At 69.2% G+C, this 20,185-nt stretch carries 22 protein-coding genes and 1 tRNA gene; 16 read left to right on the top strand and 7 right to left on the bottom strand.

Annotated elements, in window-relative coordinates:
• The gene (locus tag OH146_RS05700; RefSeq protein ID WP_265158289.1) at positions 1-1,431 is read right to left on the bottom strand and encodes a PspC domain-containing protein; all 1,431 of its coding nucleotides are present in this window, start codon (positions 1,429-1,431) and stop codon (positions 1-3) included.
• Between the two features lie 114 nt (positions 1,432-1,545).
• On the opposite strand from OH146_RS05700, the gene OH146_RS05695 reads away from it, so the two are divergent.
• Both OH146_RS05695 and OH146_RS05690 read left to right on the top strand, forming a co-directional pair.
• The gene (locus tag OH146_RS05695) at positions 1,546-2,694 is read left to right on the top strand and encodes an ATP-binding protein (protein WP_265158287.1); all 1,149 of its coding nucleotides are present in this window, start codon (positions 1,546-1,548) and stop codon (positions 2,692-2,694) included.
• Positions 2,695-2,705: 11 nt separating this feature from the next.
• Complete coding sequence (locus tag OH146_RS05690; RefSeq protein ID WP_265158285.1) at positions 2,706-3,353, top strand: LuxR C-terminal-related transcriptional regulator; 648 nt, start codon at positions 2,706-2,708, stop codon at positions 3,351-3,353.
• 126 nt (positions 3,354-3,479) lie between these two features.
• On the opposite strand, the gene OH146_RS05685 is transcribed toward OH146_RS05690, so the two are convergent.
• From OH146_RS05685 to OH146_RS05675, 3 genes are read right to left on the bottom strand one after another with little or no spacing between them, the layout of a single operon-like run.
• Positions 3,480-4,265, bottom strand: a complete 786-nt coding sequence (locus tag OH146_RS05685) for a glucosamine-6-phosphate deaminase (RefSeq protein ID WP_265158283.1) — start codon at positions 4,263-4,265, stop codon at positions 3,480-3,482.
• Positions 4,266-4,286: 21 nt separating this feature from the next.
• Complete coding sequence (locus OH146_RS05680) at positions 4,287-5,057, bottom strand: SDR family NAD(P)-dependent oxidoreductase (protein ID WP_265158281.1); 771 nt, start codon at positions 5,055-5,057, stop codon at positions 4,287-4,289.
• Positions 5,054-6,238, bottom strand: a complete 1,185-nt coding sequence (locus OH146_RS05675; protein ID WP_265158279.1) for an ROK family transcriptional regulator — start codon at positions 6,236-6,238, stop codon at positions 5,054-5,056. Before OH146_RS05675 ends, OH146_RS05680 begins: the two co-directional genes overlap by 4 nt.
• Positions 6,239-6,400: 162 nt before the next feature.
• Here OH146_RS05675 and OH146_RS05670 point away from each other — a divergent pair, with 162 nt between their 5' ends.
• The 7 genes from OH146_RS05670 (at position 6,401) to OH146_RS05640 (ending at position 12,426) form a co-directional block, all read left to right on the top strand.
• A complete protein-coding gene (locus OH146_RS05670; protein ID WP_279348686.1) occupies positions 6,401-7,168 on the top strand; it encodes an amino acid ABC transporter ATP-binding protein in 768 nt (255 codons plus the stop codon).
• A gap of 61 nt (positions 7,169-7,229) precedes the next feature.
• A complete protein-coding gene (locus tag OH146_RS05665) occupies positions 7,230-8,183 on the top strand; it encodes a glutamate ABC transporter substrate-binding protein (RefSeq protein ID WP_265158277.1) in 954 nt (317 codons plus the stop codon).
• Positions 8,184-8,213: 30 nt separating this feature from the next.
• Positions 8,214-8,858 (top strand): amino acid ABC transporter permease, encoded by a 645-nt coding sequence (locus OH146_RS05660; RefSeq protein WP_265158275.1) that lies wholly within the window; start codon positions 8,214-8,216, stop codon positions 8,856-8,858.
• The gene (locus OH146_RS05655; protein ID WP_265158273.1) at positions 8,855-9,736 is read left to right on the top strand and encodes an amino acid ABC transporter permease; all 882 of its coding nucleotides are present in this window, start codon (positions 8,855-8,857) and stop codon (positions 9,734-9,736) included. The genes OH146_RS05660 and OH146_RS05655 overlap by 4 nt, the downstream gene beginning before the upstream one ends.
• Positions 9,729-10,727, top strand: a complete 999-nt coding sequence (locus OH146_RS05650; protein ID WP_265158271.1) for an asparaginase — start codon at positions 9,729-9,731, stop codon at positions 10,725-10,727. Before OH146_RS05655 ends, OH146_RS05650 begins: the two co-directional genes overlap by 8 nt.
• Positions 10,724-11,467: a copper homeostasis protein CutC gene (locus OH146_RS05645; protein WP_265158269.1), complete on the top strand. Its 744-nt coding sequence runs from the start codon at positions 10,724-10,726 to the stop codon at positions 11,465-11,467. The genes OH146_RS05650 and OH146_RS05645 overlap by 4 nt, the downstream gene beginning before the upstream one ends.
• Positions 11,464-12,426: an ROK family protein gene (locus tag OH146_RS05640; protein ID WP_265158267.1), complete on the top strand. Its 963-nt coding sequence runs from the start codon at positions 11,464-11,466 to the stop codon at positions 12,424-12,426. Before OH146_RS05645 ends, OH146_RS05640 begins: the two co-directional genes overlap by 4 nt.
• A 77-nt stretch (positions 12,427-12,503) precedes the next feature.
• Here OH146_RS05640 and OH146_RS05635 read toward each other — a convergent pair whose 3' ends face one another.
• Entirely contained in the window at positions 12,504-13,259 is a 756-nt protein-coding gene (locus OH146_RS05635) for a LysE/ArgO family amino acid transporter (RefSeq protein WP_265160675.1), read from the bottom strand.
• 76 nt (positions 13,260-13,335) lie between these two features.
• On the opposite strand from OH146_RS05635, the gene OH146_RS05630 reads away from it, so the two are divergent.
• Positions 13,336-14,238 carry a LysR family transcriptional regulator ArgP gene (locus OH146_RS05630; protein ID WP_265158265.1) on the top strand — a complete coding sequence of 301 codons (903 nt, stop codon included), beginning with the start codon at positions 13,336-13,338 and terminating at the stop codon, positions 14,236-14,238.
• A 24-nt stretch (positions 14,239-14,262) separates the two neighbouring features.
• On the opposite strand, the gene OH146_RS05625 is transcribed toward OH146_RS05630, so the two are convergent.
• Complete coding sequence (locus OH146_RS05625; RefSeq protein WP_265158263.1) at positions 14,263-15,480, bottom strand: pyridoxal phosphate-dependent aminotransferase; 1,218 nt, start codon at positions 15,478-15,480, stop codon at positions 14,263-14,265.
• 203 nt (positions 15,481-15,683) lie between these two features.
• Between OH146_RS05625 and OH146_RS05620 the strand changes: the two genes are divergently transcribed.
• The 6 genes from OH146_RS05620 to OH146_RS05595 all read left to right on the top strand — a co-directional run bounded on the left by OH146_RS05620 (position 15,684) and on the right by OH146_RS05595 (position 19,457).
• Positions 15,684-15,756: transfer RNA gene (locus OH146_RS05620), tRNA-Trp, on the top strand.
• Positions 15,757-15,838: 82 nt separating this feature from the next.
• Positions 15,839-16,117 carry a preprotein translocase subunit SecE gene (gene secE, locus OH146_RS05615; RefSeq protein ID WP_265158261.1) on the top strand — a complete coding sequence of 93 codons (279 nt, stop codon included), beginning with the start codon at positions 15,839-15,841 and terminating at the stop codon, positions 16,115-16,117.
• 65 nt (positions 16,118-16,182) lie between these two features.
• Positions 16,183-17,085 carry a transcription termination/antitermination protein NusG gene (gene nusG / locus OH146_RS05610; RefSeq protein WP_265158259.1) on the top strand — a complete coding sequence of 301 codons (903 nt, stop codon included), beginning with the start codon at positions 16,183-16,185 and terminating at the stop codon, positions 17,083-17,085.
• A 98-nt stretch (positions 17,086-17,183) separates the two neighbouring features.
• Positions 17,184-17,615: a 50S ribosomal protein L11 gene (gene rplK / locus OH146_RS05605; protein WP_265158257.1), complete on the top strand. Its 432-nt coding sequence runs from the start codon at positions 17,184-17,186 to the stop codon at positions 17,613-17,615.
• Between the two features lie 86 nt (positions 17,616-17,701).
• Positions 17,702-18,391: a 50S ribosomal protein L1 gene (gene rplA, locus OH146_RS05600; protein ID WP_265158255.1), complete on the top strand. Its 690-nt coding sequence runs from the start codon at positions 17,702-17,704 to the stop codon at positions 18,389-18,391.
• Between the two features lie 190 nt (positions 18,392-18,581).
• Positions 18,582-19,457, top strand: coding sequence for an EamA family transporter (locus OH146_RS05595; RefSeq protein WP_265158253.1), 876 nt, complete (start codon positions 18,582-18,584; stop codon positions 19,455-19,457).
• Here OH146_RS05595 and OH146_RS05590 read toward each other — a convergent pair.
• Positions 19,438-20,184 (bottom strand): alpha/beta fold hydrolase, encoded by a 747-nt coding sequence (locus OH146_RS05590; protein WP_265158251.1) that lies wholly within the window; start codon positions 20,182-20,184, stop codon positions 19,438-19,440. The genes OH146_RS05595 and OH146_RS05590 overlap by 20 nt on opposite strands.
• Position 20,185 lies beyond the last annotated feature (1 nt).

Below are 20,185 nucleotides of genomic sequence, written 5' to 3'. Positions count from 1 at the left end.
TCAGTCGGCCTGCGCCACGGTCACGTCGCCCGAGATGACGTAGATGTCCACGAGCATCCGCCGGTCCTCACCCGCGTGGGCGTCGTAGCGGGCGACCGCGCTCGAGAAGCTGCCCGCATCCGCCACATCGCCGTCGACCCGGATGGTGCCGCTCACGATGTCGACCTCCACGCGCCCGTCGGCGTCGGCCGGCATGAGCACGTCGACATCGCCGCTCACAACGAGAAGGTCGAGCGTGCCGAGACGGCTGTCGTCATCGAAGTAGTCCTCGAGGTCGAGCGTCACATCCCCACTCACGACCGTGCGCAGCCCGCGATCATCACTCGCCGTGGGGCTCCACGAGATCTGCCGTTCGGAGATCACGGGGGCGCGGAGCCCGCCGAACACCCCGCTGAGGAGGAGCGCGATGACAACCAGCACCGCAACCCCGCCGCTGCCGCCGCTTCGCCGACCGCGCAACCCGTTGACGATGATCGCAAGAGCAAGCACCGCGAGGGTCGCGGCGAGGGCCGTCGACGTGCGCATTGCGAAGGTGAGATCCGTGTCGGCCAGGCCGAGGGCGGTCGCCGCCCCGGCGACGAGGGCGAGGCCGATCGCCACTAGGGAATAGCCGGCACCGGGGCGCGTGCGCCGCTCCCGCTCGCGAGCGACGCGGGCTCGTTCCGCCGCCTCCGCGCGGCGACGCTCCCGCTCCGCAGCAAGGCGCGCCCGCTGTGCCTCATGCGCGCTCGCCGCCTGCTGCGCGCGCCACGCGTCGTGCTCGCGCTTCCACTCGGCCTGCCCCTCGCGCCACGCGGCGAGATCGGCTTCTGCAGCATCCTTGGGGGGAGCGGGGGGAGCGACCGGCTCTGCCACGGGGGCGTCAGCAGTCGGGTCTGCGGATGCCGTAGCATCCGCCCGAGCGTCGTCAGGCGTGCTACCCGCCACGCTCGCCGTCGGCCCCGTCGCCTGGGGGCGGTTCGCGAGCCACACGACGAGCCACACGGCGGAGGCGGTGAGGAGGAGGGTCCAGATGATGGCGCCGACCGAGAGGTCGCCCCAGCCGTCGAACCACCAGCCGCCGAACCACCACCAGCCGCCACCGAAGGGCAGAAGCGCCAGCAGTACGAGGATGCCGATGCCAGCGAGGGCGCGGTCGAAGACACCCCGGAAGAGCTCCTGCAGGTGGATGCGTCCTGCCGCGTCCGGAAGGAGCAGCCAGGCCGCGGCGTAGAGGATGAGAGCGGGGCCGCCGAAGATTGCGATCACGACGACGATGCCGCGCACGATGAGGGGGTCGATGCCGAGCCGCGCTGCGAGGCCGGCGCAGACACCGCCGAGCCATCCGGCCTCGCGTGTCACGCCGAGGCCGCGGAGCCAGGGGAAGAAGCCCGAGTCGGCGGCGCTGCCACCCGACGGCGGGGGAGTCTGGGAGGGGGAGTCGTTGTCCATGCGACAATGCTGGCCGTGGGCGCCGCCCCCGCGCCATGGGGGAGCACCCTGAACGCACCCTGATTCGGGCGCTCGGGGCAGGTCAGGGGCTCCCGGATCTGCTTGGATTCAAGAGTGATCGAAACGCCCGCCGCTTCCGCGCGACCCCCGCTCGTGCGGCCCCGCCGCGCGGTTCTCGGCGGCGTGTGTGCCGGGCTGTCGGAACACCTGGGGTGGCCCGTCGCGCGCGTGCGCCTCATCATGGTCATCGCCACGATCCTCGGGGGAGCCGGCCTGCTCTTCTACGGTTGGCTGTGGGCGCTCGTGCCCCTCGACGAGGCGGACGAACCCGCCCGGCGGCGTGCCCCCGTCGCCGCCGTGCTCCTCGCACTGGGTGCTGTTGCCGCGGTCGCCGCCGTCGTGCAGGCCAACATCACGGGAACCGCCCCCACCGCCATCACTCTCGCGCTCGTGCTCACGGGCGGCGCGGTGGCGTGGAGCCTCGCCTTCGACGACAGCGACCCGCTCCGCAGCGCTCGCTACAGCCTCGTCGTGCGCGTCGTCGGTGCCGCCATGCTCCTCGCAACGGGGCTCCTTCTACTCGCATCAGGCAACTGGCGGCCGGAGGCGATGACCGCTGTCTTCGCGATCGGGATGATCGTGCTCGGCATGGGTGTGGCGGTTGCCCCCTTCGTTGTGCGCCTCTGGAACGAACTCATGCGGGAACGCTCCGGTCGCATCCGTGAGGAGCAGCGCGCCGAGATCGCCGCCCACCTTCACGACTCGGTGCTGCAGACCCTCGCCCTCATCCAGAACCGAGCGGGCACGTCGAGCGATGTCGCCCGCATCGCCAGGGCCCAGGAGAGGGAACTACGCGAGTGGTTGTTCGCCGGCGAGGGTGCGCCCGGCGCAGACCTCGCACGCGAGCTGCGGGAGGTCGCGGCGACGATCGAGGTCGAATACCCCGCACGTATCGACGTCGTGACGGTGGGCGAGTCCGTGCCTGCGCCGCCGCCCCTCGTGGCGGCGGCGCGTGAGGCGATGCTCAACGCGGCGCGGCACGGGGGCGGCGAAGTCTCCGTGTATGTCGAGGCCGCGGCATCCGTCATTGACGTCTTCATCCGCGACCGGGGGCCCGGCATCGACCTCGACGACCTGCCCGACGACCGGTTCGGCGTGAGAGAGTCGATCATCGGGCGGATGCACCGTGCCGGCGGCAGCGCGAACGTGCACCGCGGAGCGGGAGGAGTCGGCACCGAGGTACACCTGCACCTGGACCTGTGAGGGGACGAGAGATGACCAGCGTGGTGATCGTGGATGACCATTCGATCTTCCGGTCGGGGCTCAAGGCCTCGCTCGACGACACGGTCGAGGTGCTTGCCGAGGCGGCGGATGTCGACGCGGCAGTCACCGCCGTCACGAACGAGCGCCCCGAGGTTGTGCTGCTCGACGTGCATCTGCCCGGCGGCGCGGGCGGGGGAGGGGCCGAGGTCATCCGGCGCTGCAACGGCCTGCTCGATGCGACCCGCTTCCTCGCGTTGAGCGTCTCCGACTCGGCCGAGGACGTCGTGGGCGTCATCCGTGCTGGAGCTCGCGGCTACATCACGAAGGGCAGCTCGGCGGAGGACGTCAACAACGCAATCCGCTCGGTTGCGAGCGGCGACGCCGTTTTCTCGCCGCGCCTGGCAGGCTTCGTGCTCGACGCCTTCGGCGCTGCCGCGGGGGAGCAGGCGGTCGCGGAGGACGAGCTCGACCGCCTCTCGGCCCGCGAGCGGGAGGTCATGCGGCTCATCGCTCGCGGGTACGCGTACAAGGAGGTCGCCGCCGAGCTCTACATCTCCATCAAGACGGTCGAGACCCACGTCTCCGCCGTGCTGCGCAAACTGCAGCTCTCCTCACGGCACGAGCTCACCGCGTGGGCGCTCGAGCGCAAACTCCTCTGAGCCCCGCCTTTTCCATCATTCAGGAACGAGGGCGATGAGGGCGCCGGATGCCACCACTCTCGTAGCATCCGTCGCTCTGATCGCTTCTGTCACAGCACCTTCCTGAATGATGGAGGAGCCTTCGTGTCAGAGTGTCTGCCAGGAGGGTCGGTTCTCCCAGGTGTAGCGGTAGTAGTCAGCGTTCTGAAGGCGGGATGCCGCCGCCTCGTCGATGAGTACGGTCACGTGGGGGTGCAGTTGGATGGCGCTGCCCGGCTGGCTTGCCGTGAGGGGGCCCTCGACGGCGGCGGCGATCGCCTCGGCCTTGCCCTCGCCGAATGCGAGGAGCACGAGATGGCGGGCGCGCAGGATCGTGCCGAGCCCCTGCGTGAGGCAGTGGCGGGGCACCTCGTCGAGGCTGTCGAAAAAGCGCGCGTTGTCCTGCCGCGTGCGCTCCGTCAGGGTCTTGATGCGCGTGAGGGAGGCGAAGGACGAGCCCGGCTCGTTGAAGCCGATGTGTCCTGTCGAGCCGATGCCGAGGATCTGCAGGTCGATGCCGCCTGCCGCCACAATGGCGCGCTCGTAGTCCTCGCCCGCCGTCTCGATCGAGTCGCTCCCGTCACCTGGCACGTGCACGAGGGAGGGGTCGAGGCCGAGTGGTTCGACGACCTCGCGGGTGATGACAGCTCGATAGCTCTCGGGGTGCCCTGCGGGCAGGCCGACATATTCGTCGAGGGCGAAGCCGCGCACCGCCGAGACGTCGAGCGGGTCCTCCCGCAGGGTCCGGGCGAGCGCGGCGTAGACGGGCAGAGGCGTCGAGCCTGTCGCAAGGCCCAGCACGGCGTCACGTCGCCGTGTGATGAGCGAGCGGATGGCGCCTGCCGCGAGTTCCCCCGCCTCCTCGCGGTCTCCGACGATGACGACTTCGGCCATGGGATCTCCTTGGGTCGTGGTTCAGAAGAGGGTGTAGCCGCCGTCGACCGTCACGATCGAGCCGGTCATGAAACTGGATGCCTCACTCGCGAGCAGCACCGTCACGGGGCCGAGTTCGTGGGGCAGACCGTAGCGGCCGAGCGCGGCGGGCTCGACGCAGTGGGCGTGGTACTCGGGCTGGTCGACGGGGGACGACTCGGTGAGGATGTAACCGGGGGCGATCGCGTTCACACGGATGCCGTGCGGGGCCCACTCCGCCGCGAGTGCCTTCGTCAGCTGATGCACGCCGGCCTTGGCAGCCAGATAGGGTGCCTGCCACCGTGGCCGGTTCACGATCTCGGCTGACATGGATCCCACCGTGACGATCGTGCCGCCGCCGTGCGCGGCCATGTGCCGACCGGCTGCCCGGCTGCAGTGCCATACGCCGTCGAGGTTGGTCGCCATGACCTCGCGCCAGAGCTCGTCGGGAGTGTCGAGTGCCGCACGCCCGATGCTGACGCCCGCATTGTTCACGAGGATGTCGAGTCCACCGAGACCCGCGACGACGTGTTCGACGGCCGACTCGACGGAGGCGACATCCGTGACCTCGAGGGGGATCGCGAGGCTGCGGATGCCCAGCTCGCGCAGTTCGTCGGCGGCAGCATCCGCGTGCTCCTGCGAGCGCGCCGTGACCGCGACAGCGGCCCCCGCTTCGCCAAGCGCCTGCGCGAGGGCGCGACCGATGCCGCGGCTGGAACCCGTGACGAGGGCGACGCGACCATCAAGGCGGAAGCGGTCGAGCACGCCCGTCACGGTGCGACCCGCTGGGTGACGGTCTCGGGGTCGAGGATGTGGTCGAGCACGACGCGGGCGGCACCGATGACTCCGCCGCGGTTCTTGGTCTGGCTTGCCTCGATCTCGAGGCCTTCGGTCGCGAGCGGCAGGCACTCCGTGTAGATCGCGGATCTGACGCCGCCGACGAAGGCGGCCGCCTCACTTAGCGCGCCCCCCAGCACGATGCGCTGCGGATTGGAGAAGTTGACGACGGTCGCGAGGACGGTTCCCGTGCGGATGCCCGCCTCGCGCAGCATCTGCGTTGCGAGCGGGTGGCCATTGCGGGCCAGCGCGATCACCGCGGGCGTGTCGCTCACGTCGACGTTCTCCGCCCGGAGGCTCGCGACGATCGCGTCGCCGCCCGCGACCGCGTCGAGGCAGCCGTTGCGGCCGCAGGAGCACGGGGTCGCGGGGGCGTCGTGCACCGTGACGTGGCTGATATCGCCCGCCATGCCGTGGTGTCCGTGGTGAAGTCGTCCGCCCACGATGACGCCGCCGCCGATGCTCGACCCCGCCTTGATGAACACGAAGTCGTCGACGTCCTCGCCGCGACTGATGTGTTCGCCGAGGGCCATCAGGTTGGCGTCGTTGTCGACGACGGCGGGCTCTCCCGTGAGTCGCTCGAGCTCGGCTGCCGCGTCGAGGCCGTCCCAGCCGGGCATGCGTGAGGGGGAGACGAGCCGCCCCTGGGGCTTGCTGACGGGGCCGGGCAACCCGAGCCCGACGCCGATGAGGCGCTGGCCGTCGCGTGAGTGTTCCCTCGCGAGTCCCTGTGCCACCTCGACGACCCAGGGAAGGATCTCGTCGGGCCCCTTCGCGATGTCGATGTCGAGATGCTTCTCCGCGATGAGTTCGGCGCGAAGGTCGAACAGGCCGAAGGAGGCGTGGCGAGCGCCGAGGTCGACACCGGTGACGAGGCCACCTCGCGGGTCAACCTCCAGCTGCCGTGGGCGCCGGCCGCCCTGAGAGGCGCCATCGCCCGCTTCCCGCAGGTATCCGGCGTCGATGAGGAGTTGAACCTTGGCGGCGACCGTTGTTGGCGAGAGGCGAGTGGCGCGCGCGATTTCGGCCCGTGATGTCGCCCGCCCGCTACGGACGAAGGACAGAATGCCGCCGGGCGATCCGAGCGCAGGGGAGGGCGCGGGGTTGGCGTGCGGCATTGAGAACCAATCGGATCGGATGAGACGAGTGTAGCGAACACCTTACTGCAAACTTGGAGTAAGTCAGCGTGATTTTGCACACAACCTGTTCGCTTAGTACGCTCAACGCGCCCCGGGTGGAGCATCCGCCCCTCATCCCGGCGACGACGCGAGGAGCGACCCATGAGCGAGAAGCCCCAGAACGACGCGGTAGCGCGCGCCATGGTGCGCCTGCGCGCGGTCGACAAGCACTACGGTGAACTCCACGTGCTCAGGGACATCTCCCTCGATATCGCCGAGCGTGAGGTCGTCGTCGTGGTCGGGCCCTCCGGCTCCGGCAAGTCGACCCTCTGCCGCACCATCAACCGCCTCGAGACGATCGACTCGGGCGAGATCCTCCTCGACGGGGAACCCCTGCCCGTCGAGGGGGCGGCACTTGCCCGCCTTCGCTCCGAAGTGGGAATGGTGTTCCAGTCCTTCAACCTCTTCGCCCACCTCAGCATCCTCGAGAACGTCACCCTCGCCCCCATCAACGTGCTGAAGATGTCAAAGGCGGATGCCCGCCGCGAGGGGCTCGAACTGCTCGCGCGGGTGGGCATCGCGGACAAGGCGGATCGCTTCCCCGCTCAGCTCTCCGGCGGGCAGCAGCAGCGCGCCGCAATCGCCCGGGCCCTTGCGATGCACCCCAAGGTCATGCTCTTCGACGAGCCGACCTCCGCGCTCGACCCCGAGATGGTCGGAGAGGTGCTCGAGGTCATGACATCCCTCGCGGCAGAGGGCATGACAATGGTCGTCGTCACCCACGAGATGGGCTTCGCCCGCCGCGCCGCCGACCGAGTCGTCTTCATGGATGCCGGCCAGATCGTGGAAGAGAGCACCCCGAGCGACTTCTTCGACAATCCGCGCTCCGAGCGTGCCAAGGCGTTCCTCGCCTCGATCCTCGCCCACTGACCTACCGATCACTCGGCGACAAAGACCCCGCACCACCCACAACGAGAGAAGAAGGAACCACATGTTCTCATCACGACTCTTCCGCCGCAGGGCAGCAGCCCTCGGTGCCGGCGTCGCCGTGACGGCACTCGCGCTCACCGCGTGCTCCACCGGTTCATCCGACAACGTCCCCGGCGGAGACGACACCTCCGACGCCAGCAGTGTCGAGGAGATGCTCGCGAACGCTCCCGTCGCCGACGAATCGCTCTTCACCCCCGGCTCCACGATGGAGAAGATCCGCGAGCGCGGAACCCTCATCGTCGCCGAGGCGCTCGACGCCCCGCTGCTCTCGCAGCAGGACCCGACGAACCCCGAGAACGTCTCCGGCTTCGACGCCTACCTCGCCCAGCTGCTCTCCGTCTACATCTTCGGCGAGCCCAGCGTCGAGATCGTTCCGCCGGCATCCGAGACCCGCGAGGCGCTCCTGCAGAACGGCACCGTTGACGTCGTCTTCAACACCTACACGATCACGGAGGAGCGGGCCGAGCAGGTCAGCTTCGCTGGCCCCTACTTCAACTCGGGTCTCGCCGTCGCCGTCCCTGCCGACAACGACGAGATCAACGGCATCGACGACCTCGGCGGCAAGACCGTCATCGTCGGGGCGAACACCCCCGCCGTCACTGCCGTGCCCGAGGCGCAGCCCACGGCCGAGCTCATCGACTTCGCGACCGACCCGCAGGCAGTGCAGGCGCTCCTGCAGGGCCGCGGAGATGCCTACGTGCAGGACTACGTGCTGCTCGCAAGCAACGCGGCCAACAACGACGAGCTCAAGGTCGTCGGTCAGCCCTTCACGGAGGAGCCCTACGGCATCGGCCTCCAGCACGGCGACGAGGAGTTCAAGAAGTTCATCAACGACTGGCTGCTCGAGATTCAGGAGAGCGGCGAGTGGGGTCAGGCCTGGGAGCTGAGCCTCGGCACCGTCGTCGAGTCGGAGATCCCGACGCCGCCGAGCATCGGCTCGGTCCCCGGCTCCTAGCCGACGCGGGGCAACGCCAGGAGAGAACACATGGAAATGATCACGGAGAACGCGGGGCTGCTGCTCGACGCGATCGGGACGACCCTCCTCATGGTGGTCGTCGCGGGCGTCGGCTCGCTCATCCTCGGGGTGCTCGTGACGGTGGCTCGCGTGAGCCCCATCCCGATCCTTCGCAGGGCCGCATTCCTCTATGTGCAGTTCTTCATCAATGTTCCTCTCCTGGCGTTGCTCCTTCTCGCCGTCTTCGCCCTCCCCGACGCCGGACTCATCCTGCCTCTCCTCCCGACCGCCATCATCGTGCTGACCGTCTATGAGTCGGCATATGTCGCGGAGGCGGTCCGCAGTGGCGTCAACACCGTCGCGGTAGGCCAGATCGAGGCGAGTCGCGCCCTCGGTCTGACCCTCTGGCAGACGCTGCGCCTGGTCGTCATCCCGCAGTCGCTACGTGCCGTCGTGCAACCGATCGGCAACGTCATGATCGCTCTCGCGATGAACACGGCCCTCGCCGCTGTCGTCGGCGTCGTCGAACTGACCTCCCGCGTCAACAAGATCAATCTCGTCTACGCGCAGCCCATCGAGATCTTCACGGGCGCCGGCATCGTTTACATGCTCATCGCACTGGCGATCGGACTGGCAGCGGGGCGCATCGAACGTAAGGTGGCGATCCTCCGATGAGCAGCAAGAAACCGGGCGCCGTCTCCTACCTCTATGAGGTGCCGGGCCCTCGGGGCCGCCGCCGCATCCTCATCGGTTCGATCGTCAGCGCGCTCGCACTCGCAGGCCTCGTGGGCGCCGCACTCTGGCAGTTCGGCGTCAACGGGCAGCTCGACGCCGATCGCTGGCTGCCCTTCCTCGACGTCGCCATCTGGCAATATCTGGGCGTCGGCCTGCTCGGCACGCTCCAGGCGGCAGCGATCGTCGCGGTTCTGGGCGCCGCCCTTGGCGTACTGCTCGCTCTTGGTCGCGTGAGCCCGCTGCGCTGGCTGAGCTGGGTCTGCGGTGCCTATATCGAGATCGCCCGCACGATCCCCGTGCTGCTGCTCATCTACCTCATGCTCTTCGGGTTGCCGCAGCTGGGCATCAACTTCCCGGTGCTCTGGAAGCTCGTGATCCCCCTCACGGTCGCGAACTCGGCCGTCTTCGCCGAGATCTTCCGCGCCGGCATCCTGAGCCTTCCCCGCGGGCAGTCCGAGGCGGCATTCAGCCTCGGGATGCGCGGGGGTCAGGTCATGCGCCTCGTCGTGTTGCCCCAGGCGGTGCGCAACGTCACACCCTCGCTCGTGACACAGCTCGTGAGTCTCATGAAGGACACATCGCTCGGCTATATCGTCGCCTTCACTGAACTGCTCTACCGCGGGCAGGTGCTCTCGAGCTTCAACCACCTGCTCATTCAGACCTACCTTGTAGTGACGATCATCTACCTTGTCGTGAACGGCAGCCTCTCCGGTCTCGCCTCGCGCCTGCAGACGCGGCCCGGCCGCCGCCGCGCCGCCATGACCCTGCCGCTGCCCACGCCGGGCGGCTCCTCGACGAAGAAGGCCTCCAATGTCTGACACCACTCCCGCACGCCTCGCCGAACTCGCCGTGATCCGGCGCTCCGGCATGATCGAGAGCCGGCATCTCGGCTCGCTCCTGGCCTTCGCGGCCGACGGCACTGTTGCGCTCTCCCTCGGAGCCCCCGACGCCCCCATCCTGCCGCGCTCGACCGTCAAGCCCCTCCAGGCGATGGCATGCCTCGCAGCCGGGGCGGAACTCTCGGGCCCCGAGCTGGCCATCGCGAGCGGGAGCCACACGGGCGAGGATGCTCACACCGAGCTCGTCGCGGGAATGCTCGAGCGCGCGGGGCTCGAGCAGGACGCCCTCGGCTGCCCCGTCGACCGTCCCGAGGATGAGCCGACCTTCGAGCGCCTCCTCAGGCAGGGGGAGAGCCGCAGCCGCGTGCGTATGAACTGCTCGGGCAAGCACGCCGCCATGCTGCTCGCCTGTGCCGCCAACGGGTGGTCCACCGACGACTACCTCGACCCCGACCATCCGCTGCAGCAGCAGGTTCAGGCGACAATGGCGCAGATGACGGGCGCCCCCATCACGCACATCGCCGTCGACGGATGCGGCGCGCCCCTCTTCGGTACGACCGTGCGCGGCGTGGCGAGCGCCTTCCGCTCGCTCGTGCTCGCGGAGGCCGGCTCGACCGCGGGGCGGGTCGCCGCAGCCATGCGCGGCAACCCCTTCTACGTGGGCGGCACGGGGCACGCCAACAGCGACCTCATGGCGCTCATGCCCGGGGTGCTCGCGAAGGGTGGGGCGGAGGGCGTCATCGGCGTCGCGACGCGAGACGGCGCATCCGTCTCCATGAAGATCATCGACGGCAACCCGCGCGCGACAACCCTCATCGCCGTCGCCGTGCTCGAGGCCCTCGGCTACGACACGAGCGCCGCCGAGAAGCTCCGGACGGTTGCCGTGCTCGGCGGCGGGCGACCCGTCGGTCAGATCGAGCTCGGCGAGGACCTGCGCCAGGCCCTCGCGGGCGCCTCTGCGCAGGCATGACCATCCTCGAAGTCTGCCTCGACGACATCGACGGGGCCGCCGCGGCCGAGCGCGCCGGAGCGGAGCGCATCGAGCTGTGCGCCGCCCTCGATCGCGGGGGCATCACACCGAGCCTCGGCACCGTGGCCAGCGTGCTCGTCTCAGTTGAAACGCTCACGGTCATGGTGCTCGTCCGGCAACGGGAGGGTGACTTCGTCTACTCCGAGGCCGAGGTCGACGCCATGGTCACCGACGTCCACGCGATGCGCGAACTGCCCCGGCCGGACGGCGTGCGCCTCGGCTTCGTCATCGGGGCGCTCACGCCGGAGGGGGTCGTCGACGAGCGGGCGACCCGGCGTCTCCTGAGCGCCTGCGGCGATCACTCCGTGACCTTCCACAAGGCCTTCGACACGACGGTGGACCTCTCGGCCTCGCTCGAGACCCTCGTGCGCCTGGGCATCCCGCGCGTGCTCACCTCCGGCGGGGCCGCCAGCGTGCTCGAGGGCAGCGCAGCGCTCGCGGGCCTCGTCACCCAGTCCGCGGGACGCATCGCGATCCTCGCGGGTGGCGGCGTGCGCGAGCACAACGCGCGTCGCATCCTCGAGGAGACGGGGGTGGCGGAGCTGCACTTCCGGGCGCCGCAGCAGGTGGTGAGCCCAGGGCATCAGGGCGCGGCATCCGTCCTCTACGACAGCGGCACCCGCACCGTCACCTCGCCCGAGCTCGTGCGGAGCATCCGAGACGCGGTGACACCCCAATGAGCATCGAACCTGCGGACGTCGTGGTCGCCGTCGACCTCGGCGGCACCGCACTCAAGGGCTCCCTCGTCTCCGAGACGGGCGAGACGGTCGCGAGTGCGACGCATCCGACCCCCCAGCAGGGCATCGTGGATGCGCTGCTCCAGCTCATCGAAGACCTCAGGCGCGAGGCATCCGCACGCGACAGGCGCGTGATCGCCGCCGCCGTCGTCACCCCCGGCATGGTCGACGAGCGCACGGGCGAGGTCGCCTACGCCTCCAACCTGGGCTGGCGCGACATGCCGCTGCTCGCCCGCCTGCAGGAACGCCTCCCGTTCCCCGTCGCCGTCGGACACGATGTGCGGGCCGCGGGCCTCGCCGAGAGGCGCCTCGGGGTGGCGCGCGGTGTCGACGACTTCACCCTCATTCCCATCGGCACGGGCATGGCGGCGGCGCTCGTCTCGGCCGAGGGGCCCATCCGCGGTGCCCTCGGGGCGGCCGGCGAGATCGGACACATCCCCATCGTGCAGGACGGCGAGCAGTGCACCTGCGGCCAGCGCGGATGCCTCGAGGTGTACGTCTCGGGCGCGGGCGTCGCCCGTCGCTACGCTGCGCGGGCCGGGGGCAGCCTCTCATCCCGCGAGATCGTCGCCCGCCTCGGCAGTGACCCCCACGCCGACGCCGTATGGGACGAGGCCACGCGGGCGCTCGCGCAGGGCCTCGCGACCGTGACGCTGCTGCTCGACCCCGAAGTGATCGTGCTCGGCGGCGGCTTCTCGCAGGCAGGCAGCGTACTGCTCGACCCCGTCGTGCAGCGGCTCGACGAAGCCCTCGCCTGGCGTGCCGCGCCCCGCGTCATGCTGTCGAGCCTCGGCGGCGACGCGGGACGCATCGGCGCCGCAGTGCTCGCCTTCGAACGCGTCGGACGCCACGATGTGCCCGACACCTGGGTACAGCAGGCCGCGCCCGTGTCGCTCGCTTAGGAGCGGGACGGGCCGCGCTGCTATGCGCGTCCCGCGGCTACGCGGAGCGTCTCTCGCCTGCGCGCATCGCCTCGCGGCTACGCGGAGACGGCGAGCGAGACCGCGAGCGAGAGCATGATGACCGCGATCGCCGCATCGAGGATGCGCCACGCCCGCGGCGAGGCCAGGCGGGTCGCGAGCAGGCGCGCGCCGAAACCGATGAGCGTGAACCACGCGAAGCTTGCCGTGATCGACCCCACCCCGAAGATCCAGCGACCAGGGTCCCCGTGCGTGTTCGCGACCGAACCGAGCACGACAACCGCGTCCAGATAGGCGTGCGGGTTGAGCCAGGTGAAGGCGAGCGCCGTGAGGATGGCCGTCACGAGAGAGCCGCGCGGGGCGGCCCGCGGTGCCTCCACGGTCGGGCGCGTGAGGGTGGCCGTCCGTGCGGCGGTGCCCCCCTCCGTCGGCGTCGGATGCTCGTCGCCGGCCGGGGCGGGCGCCGTGGCATCCGCCGCCCCGTCGTCGACCGTGAGGCCTCGTCCCGAGGGGCGCCAGGCACGCTTCGCTGCGAGCAGGCCGTAAGCCGTCAGGAAGGCGACGCCGAACCAGCGCACCAGGGTGACGATCCAGGGGGCATGCTCGAGCACGGCGCCCACGCCGAGGATGCCGCCGAAGATCAGCACGATGTCGGAGAGGGCGCACACCAGCACGACGGCCAGCAGGTGCTGGCGTCGCACGCCCTGACGCAGGATGAAGGCGTTCTGGGCGCCGATCGCGGCGATCAGGCCGAAGCCGAGCACGAAGCCGGAGAGCGCCGTGGCGAGGGAGGTCTGGAGGGTCGGGTCGAACATCACCCCACGACGATACGGGTGGATGCGAAGAACAGGCCAGCTAATCCTCCTAAGCCAGCATTAGCATGGCTTCATCATGCAGATTCCCCTCGACCTCGCCAGGACCGTCACTGCCGTCGTTGACGAGGGAACACTCGAGGGCGCTGCACGGGCGCTCCACATCACGCCCTCCGCCGTCAGCCAGCGCATCAAAGCGCTCGAGCAGCGACTCGGCCGCGTGCTCCTCGTGCGCTCCAAGCCCGTACGCGCGACGGACGCCGGTGCGGCCATCGTGCGTCTCGCCCGCCAGATGGCCCTCCTCGAACACGACGCCCTTGCCGAGGTCGGCCTCGACGACGAGGGGGAGCGGCTCACCCCCGTCGGCATCGCCGTCAACGCCGACTCCCTTGCCACGTGGCTGCTGCCGGCGCTCGCGGAGGTCGCGCACGAGCATCCGGTGGTCTTCGAACTGCACCGCGAGGATGAGGAGTTCACCACCCGACTGCTCGAGTCGGGGCAGGTCATGGCGGCGGTCACCTCGCAGTCGACGAGCGTGCCCGGCTGCGTCGTCACCCCGCTCGTGACGGTGCGCTACCGGGCGGTCGCGAGCCAGGCATTCGTCGAGCGGTGGATGCCCGAGGGCGTGACGGCCCCGGCGCTCGGCCGCTGCCCGCGCATCGACTTCGACCGGCGTGACGACATGCAGGCCGCATTCCTGCGCTCCATCCGGGTGCGCACGACGCCGCCGATCCACTACGTGCCCGCCTCCACGGAGTACGCCACCGCCATCCGCCTCGGCCTCGGCTGGGGCATGCTCCCCGACGAACAGGCGCGCGGCACTGGCCTCATCGACCTCATGCCAGAGCGCCCGCTCGACGTGCCGCTCTACTGGCAGCAGTGGAACCTCAGTTCACCGCTCCTCACGGCCATCTCGGATGCCGTCGCACGCGCCGCCCGCAGCCTCGCGCCCCTCGTGCCGCCCCTGCCCCGCGGGCACTGACGGGAGGGCGCTACGCGCGCGCCGCTACGCGAAGAGACGCTGCAGGCGCTGCACGCCCTCGAGCAGCGGCTCGTCACCGAGCGCGTAGGAGAGGCGCACGTACCCGCTCGGACCGAAGGCCTCGCCCGGCACGACCGCGACCTCCGCCTGCTCGAGGATGAGGTCGGCGAGCTCGAGCGACGTCGTGGGGGTGACGCCGTGCCATTCGCGGTTCAGCAGCCCCGTGACATCCGGGTACACGTAGAACGCGCCCTGCGGGGTGGGGGTGACGACGCCGGGGATCTTGTTGAGTTCGGCGACGATGAGCTTGCGGCGGCGGTCAAAGGCGTCACGCATGGCGAGCACGTCGTCCTGCGGGCCGGTGATCGCGGCGATCGCGGCGTGCTGCGAGATGTTCGAGACGTTCGATGAGAGGTGCGACTGCAGGTTGCCGGCGGCCTTGATGGCACGGGCGGGACCGACCATCCAGCCGAGACGCCATCCCGTCATTGCGTAGCTCTTGGCGACGCCGTTGACGAGGATGGTCTGCTCGGCGAGCTCCGGCACGACCTCGACGATCGAGGGGGCGTGGGCGGATCCGTCATAGACGAGGTTCTGGTAGATCTCGTCCGTGATGACCCACAGCCCGTGCTTGAGGGCCCACTCGCCGATCGCGCGCGTCTCCTCCACCGTGTAGACGGCGCCCGTCGGGTTGGAGGGGGAGACGAAGAGCAGCACCTTGGTGCGCTCGGTGCGGGCGGCCTCGAGCTGCTCGACCGTGACCTTGTACTCCTGGTCGGAGCCCGCGAACACCTCGACGGGCACACCGCCTGCGAGCTTCGTGACCTCGGGGTAGGTGGTCCAGTAGGGGGCGGGCAGGAGTACCTCGTCGCCCTCGCTGATGACGGTCGCGAAGGCCTGGTAGACGCCCTGCTTGCCGCCGTTGGTCACGATGACCTGCGTCGGCGCGACCTCGAGTCCGCTGTCGCGCTTGGTCTTCTCGGCGATGGCCTCGCGCAGCGGCATGAGGCCGGCCGCGGGCGTGTAGCGGTAGTTCTTGGGGTCGAGCACGGCGGCGGATGCTGCATCCACGACATGCTTCGGGGTGACGAAGTCGGGCTCGCCTGCGGCATAGCTGATGACGGGGCGACCGTCGGCCTGGAGCGCCTTCGCCTTGGCGTCGACCTTGAGGGTCGCGGATTCTGCGATCGCGGAGATTCGACGGGAGATACCGGGCAGTGAGGTACTGGGGAGTTCAGTCACGCTCTCAGGGTAGTGGAAGGTGCATCCCGCATAGTGGGAGCGGCCTGCCGGTCGGTGATCCTCCCCGCGAGGGGCGCCAACTTTACAGCCCCCATACCGTGACCTACACTGGTGCACGGTGGTTGAAAACCGCCAAGCTTTTCTATGCCCATTTGAGGCGCGAATCCCCGGATCTGTTGAGAAGCTGGCGTGTTCGATCCCGAAGGGCGGTGGCTCAATTGGTAGAGCAGCGGTCTCCAAAACCGCAGGTTGCAGGTTCGAGTCCTGTCCGCCCTGCAGCATGACCAGCGCGCCGCGCGCTGGCAGGCAGAAGCCGACGATCCCATGATCGTTGCACCGTGTCCGGAAGGTAGTAGTTGTGGCGAAGAACGTGACCGACGAGCCCAGTGAGGATGTCGTCGCCAACGCGAAGGCGGAGCGTGCGACGCGTCGCAGCCCCTTCGGTCGCGTCGCGCTGTTCCTGCGTCAGGTGATCGGCGAGCTCAAGAAGGTCGTCACCCCGACACGCAAGGAGCTCATCAGCTATACGGCGGTCGTGCTGGTCTTCGTGATCATCATGATGGCCCTTGTCTCCGGGCTCGACCTGCTCTTCGGCACCGTCGTCGCGTACGTCTTCGGCGACGGTCCCGTCGGCTGACGTCGAACAGCCCTTCCGTCCGGCGCATGCCGCCGGATTGCCAGTGATCAACGGAATGAGAATCAGTGTCTGACACAGAACGCGACAACCTCGAGCGCTCCTCCGAGGAGGACATCGACCTGTCGACGGCCGCAGAGCAGTCCTCCGAGGAGGACGAGGCGCTGGGTGGCCCTGTGCTGGCCGAGGAGGTCGACTCCGTCACGCCGGCTGAGCAGTCCGCAGTGCATATCGTCGACGAGCCCGACGCCGAGACGGCGCTCTCCGCCGCCCTGGACGCCCAGGCTCCTGCTGACCCTGCCGCCGACGAGGTCGCGGAGGAGGCCCTCGAGGAGCTCTCCGACGAGGAGACCGAGGTCGACCCGTACGACGAGTTCCGCGCCGAGCTTCGCTCGCTGCCCGGCAAGTGGTACGTCGTGCACTCCTACGCGGGTTTCGAGAAGCGCGTCAAGCAGAACATCGAGAACCGCCGCGTCTCCATGACGATGGAGGACTACATCTTCCAGGTCGAGGTGCCGATGGAGGATGTCGTCGAGATCAAGAACGGCCAGCGCAAGCTCGTCACTCGCGTGCGCATCCCCAGCTATGTGCTCGTGCGCATGGACCTCAACGAGGACAGCTGGTCGGTCGTGCGCCACACGCCGGGCGTCACGGGCTTCGTGGGCAACGCCCACAACCCGACGCCGCTGCGCTTCGAGGAGGCCTTCAACATGTTGAAGAGCCTCGTGCAGGTCGTCGAGGCCCCCGCGAAGGGCGGCGCGAAGGGCGGCAAGGCCGTGCAGCGCAGCATCCCGCAGGAGGTCGACTTCGAGATCGGCGAGACCATCACGATCAAGGAGGGCTCGTTCGCGGGCCTGCCCGGGTCGATCAGCGAGATCAAGCCCGAGAGCGGCAAGCTCACGGTGCTCGTGTCGCTCTTCGAGCGCGAGACCCCGGTCGAGCTGAGCTTCGACCAGGTGACGAAGCTCTAGCAGCGCCTCTCACACTTACACACCACCGCGGCTCGGATAGGCCGAGCAGGCGGAAGAACATCCGTGCAGCGGATGCTCGAACACGAAAGAAGGAAGCAATGGCACCGAAGAAGAAGGTTACTGGTCTGATCAAGCTTCAGATCCAGGCCGGCGCCGCCAACCCCGCCCCGCCCATCGGCCCGGCGCTCGGTCAGCACGGCGTGAACATCATGGAGTTCTGCAAGGCGTACAACGCCGCGACGGAGTCGCAGCGCGGCAACGTCATTCCCGTCGAGATCACGGTGTACGAGGACCGCTCGTTCACCTTCGTGCTCAAGACGCCGCCCGCCGCCGAGCTCATCAAGAAGGCCGCCGGTGTGGCCAAGGGTTCGGGTGTGCCCCACACGACCAAGGTCGGCTCGCTCTCGAAGGACCAGGTCCGCGCGATCGCCGAGCAGAAGATGGCCGACCTCAACGCGAACGATGTCGACGCGGCATCCAAGATCATCGAGGGCACCGCGCGCTCGATGGGCATCACGATCGAGGCCTGAGCCCCAGTCTTATTGGCGACCTAGGTCGCCGCAGTGGAAGAGCCCGCCTGGCTCGCTACCCACGAACTCATCTTTAGGAGAACAACATGGCAACCAAGTCCAAGGCCTACCGGGCCGCAGCCGAGAAGATCGAAGAGGGCAAGTTCTACGCGCCGGCCGACGCCGTGGCTCTCGCTCGCGAGACCGGCTCGAAGAAGTTCGACTCGACCGTCGAGGTCGCGCTGAAGCTCAATGTCGACCCCCGCAAGGCGGACCAGATGGTGCGCGGCACCGTCAACCTTCCCCACGGCACCGGTAAGACGGCGCGCGTGATCGTGTTTGCGACGGGCCCTGCGGCCGAGGCCGCCATCGCGGCCGGCGCCGACGAGGTCGGCGGCGACGAGCTCATCGAGCGTGTTGCGGGCGGCTGGACCGACTTCGACTCGGCCGTCTCGACGCCCGAGTTCATGGGCAAGGTCGGTCGCCTCGGTAAGGTGCTCGGCCCCCGCGGCCTCATGCCGAACCCCAAGACCGGCACCGTCACGCCCGACACGGGCAAGGCTGTCTCCGACATCAAGGGCGGCAAGATCGAGTTCCGCGTCGACAAGCACGCGAACGTGCACTTCATCGTCGGCAAGGCCTCCTTCGACGCCGACAAGCTCTCGGAGAACCTGCGTTCCGCGCTCGACGAGGTTGTGCGCCTCAAGCCGAGCTCGGCGAAGGGTCGCTACATCACGAAGGCGACCGTCACGACGACGTTCGGCCCCGGCATCCCCGTGGACGTCAACGCGATCTAGCTCTCGTTTGTGAGGAGGGGGTCCGCTTCGGCGGGCCCCCTCTTTGCATGCCGCGACGGCAGCAACTGCGCGGTGTTTTCTGCTCAGAGCGCCTATAGCGGCGGCAGCGCTGAGCAGAAAACACCGCGCTGTTGAGAGCGGATGGTGCACGGCGCCGGTCACACGCCCACGCATACGACAGGATGGTCACGTGCCGCCCCGTGATCGCCTCCTCGCCTCGCTCGTCGCTCTCCTCTGGGGCCTCAACTTCGTCGTGATCGACTGGGGCATGGATGGCGTGCCGCCGCTGCTCTTCGTCGCGATCCGCTTCACCCTCGTCGTGCTACCGGCGATCTTTTTCCTGCGTCGACCGGATGTCCCGTGGCGCTTCATCCTTGGGGTCGGCGTGTTCATGTCGCTCGGGCAGTTCGCGCTCCTCTACACCTCGATGCATCTCGGTATGCCGCCGGGGCTTGCCGCGCTCGTGCTGCAGGCCCAGGTGATCTTCACGATGGTCATTGCGGCCGGGGCACTGCGCGAGGTGCCCGCTCCCGCGCAGCTGCTCGGCGGCATCCTGGGGTCAGTCGGCCTTGCCATCGTCGCGGTCGGACGCGAGGGGCACGTCTCCCTCCTTGCGCTCGTCCTGTGCTTGGGGGCGGCGCTCTCCTGGGGCATCGGCAACGTCATCTCGCGAGCTTCGGGAGCCAAGGGCGGTCTCGCGCTGACCGTGTGGTCTGCCCTCATCGTGCCCGTGCCCCTTTTCGGGCTGTCGCTGCTGGTCGACGGGCCGGAGGCGGTGGGTGCGGCGCTGTCGGGCTTCGGCATCGAGGCGATCCTCTCGACGCTCTACACGACCGTGCTCGCGACCTTGGTCGCCTACGGCCTCTTCAACACGCTGCTCTCGCGAAATCCGGCGGCGGCCGTCGTGCCGTGGATTCTCCTCGTGCCTGTCGTCGGCATCCTGGCGGCATGGCTTCTGCTCGGTGAGGTTCCGAACGCGGCGGAACTGCTGGGCGGAGCGCTCATGCTCTTGGGTCTTCTCGTCGCACAGCGCGTGCGCGGGGGCGTCAGGCGAATGCGGCGCTGACCGCGGAACGCAGGGCCGCGAGGTGCGCCGCCATGCCGTCATCGCGGGCGGGCAGGTGCACGAGTGAGGATCCGCGGATGCCGCCGTGCCACGCCTCCGCGACCGCGACGGGGTGCACGGGGTCGCGCGGGGCGGCGACGACGGTCGTGGGCACGGTGATCGCGGCGAGCTCGTCGTAGCTGCCGAAGGCACGGTTGCGGGGAATCTCGACGAGACGGATGGCGCGAGCCGAAGCATCCGGAGCGCGGAACTGCTGCAGCGCGGCCGCCGCCCCCGCCTGCGTCACGAGGGTGAGCGAGTGATAGAGGCTCGAGCCCTTGAACAGCCGTTCGGCAGCCGCCGCCCCGTGCCGCATGAGGAGTTCGCCCATGACGGGGAACGCCCGCAGGTGCCCCGGCAGGGCGTGATCGGTGAAGGACGGGCGGATGAGCACGAGGCGCTCGACAGTCGGATGTCCGCCGAGGGCGAGTCTCACGGCGAGGGCCGCTCCCATCGAGACACCCACGACGGTGAGGGGTGAGTCGCCGACATCTCCGTCGATCTGCGCTGTGATCTCCTCGGTGAGCCCCTCGAAGGAGAAGTCGCGCGCCGACCCGATCACGGGGGAGTCACCGTGGGCGCGCACGTCGGGGGCGATCACGCGTCGGCCCTCGGGAATGGCGGGCGCGAGCTGCTCGCGGATGTGGGCGGCGCTGTTGCCGAGGCCGTGGAGCAGCAGCACCGTCATG

It is taken from the genome of Homoserinimonas sedimenticola (genome assembly GCF_026094475.1).
Taxonomy (GTDB): Bacteria; Actinomycetota; Actinomycetes; order Actinomycetales; family Microbacteriaceae; genus Homoserinimonas; species Homoserinimonas sedimenticola.
This window is presented reverse-complemented; position numbering and strand designations above follow the sequence as displayed.

Excerpts from the sequence above, each read along its gene's own strand:
- OH146_RS05700 (WP_265158289.1), bottom strand. The coding sequence starts at position 1,431 with ATGGACAACGACTCCCCCTCCCAGACTCCCCCGCCGTCGGGTGGCAGC.
- OH146_RS05690 (WP_265158285.1), top strand. The coding sequence starts at position 2,706 with ATGACCAGCGTGGTGATCGTGGATGACCATTCGATCTTCCGGTCGGGG.
- OH146_RS05685 (WP_265158283.1), bottom strand. The coding sequence starts at position 4,265 with ATGGCCGAAGTCGTCATCGTCGGAGACCGCGAGGAGGCGGGGGAACTC.
- OH146_RS05675 (WP_265158279.1), bottom strand. The coding sequence starts at position 6,238 with ATGCCGCACGCCAACCCCGCGCCCTCCCCTGCGCTCGGATCGCCCGGC.
- OH146_RS05670 (WP_279348686.1), top strand. The coding sequence starts at position 6,401 with ATGAGCGAGAAGCCCCAGAACGACGCGGTAGCGCGCGCCATGGTGCGC.
- OH146_RS05665 (WP_265158277.1), top strand. The coding sequence starts at position 7,230 with ATGTTCTCATCACGACTCTTCCGCCGCAGGGCAGCAGCCCTCGGTGCC.
- OH146_RS05660 (WP_265158275.1), top strand. The coding sequence starts at position 8,214 with ATGGAAATGATCACGGAGAACGCGGGGCTGCTGCTCGACGCGATCGGG.
- OH146_RS05655 (WP_265158273.1), top strand. The coding sequence starts at position 8,855 with ATGAGCAGCAAGAAACCGGGCGCCGTCTCCTACCTCTATGAGGTGCCG.
- OH146_RS05650 (WP_265158271.1), top strand. The coding sequence starts at position 9,729 with ATGTCTGACACCACTCCCGCACGCCTCGCCGAACTCGCCGTGATCCGG.
- OH146_RS05645 (WP_265158269.1), top strand. The coding sequence starts at position 10,724 with ATGACCATCCTCGAAGTCTGCCTCGACGACATCGACGGGGCCGCCGCG.
- OH146_RS05640 (WP_265158267.1), top strand. The coding sequence starts at position 11,464 with ATGAGCATCGAACCTGCGGACGTCGTGGTCGCCGTCGACCTCGGCGGC.
- OH146_RS05635 (WP_265160675.1), bottom strand. The coding sequence starts at position 13,259 with ATGTTCGACCCGACCCTCCAGACCTCCCTCGCCACGGCGCTCTCCGGC.
- OH146_RS05630 (WP_265158265.1), top strand. The coding sequence starts at position 13,336 with ATGCAGATTCCCCTCGACCTCGCCAGGACCGTCACTGCCGTCGTTGAC.
- rplK (WP_265158257.1), top strand. The coding sequence starts at position 17,184 with ATGGCACCGAAGAAGAAGGTTACTGGTCTGATCAAGCTTCAGATCCAG.
- rplA (WP_265158255.1), top strand. The coding sequence starts at position 17,702 with ATGGCAACCAAGTCCAAGGCCTACCGGGCCGCAGCCGAGAAGATCGAA.
- OH146_RS05590 (WP_265158251.1), bottom strand. The coding sequence starts at position 20,184 with ATGACGGTGCTGCTGCTCCACGGCCTCGGCAACAGCGCCGCCCACATC.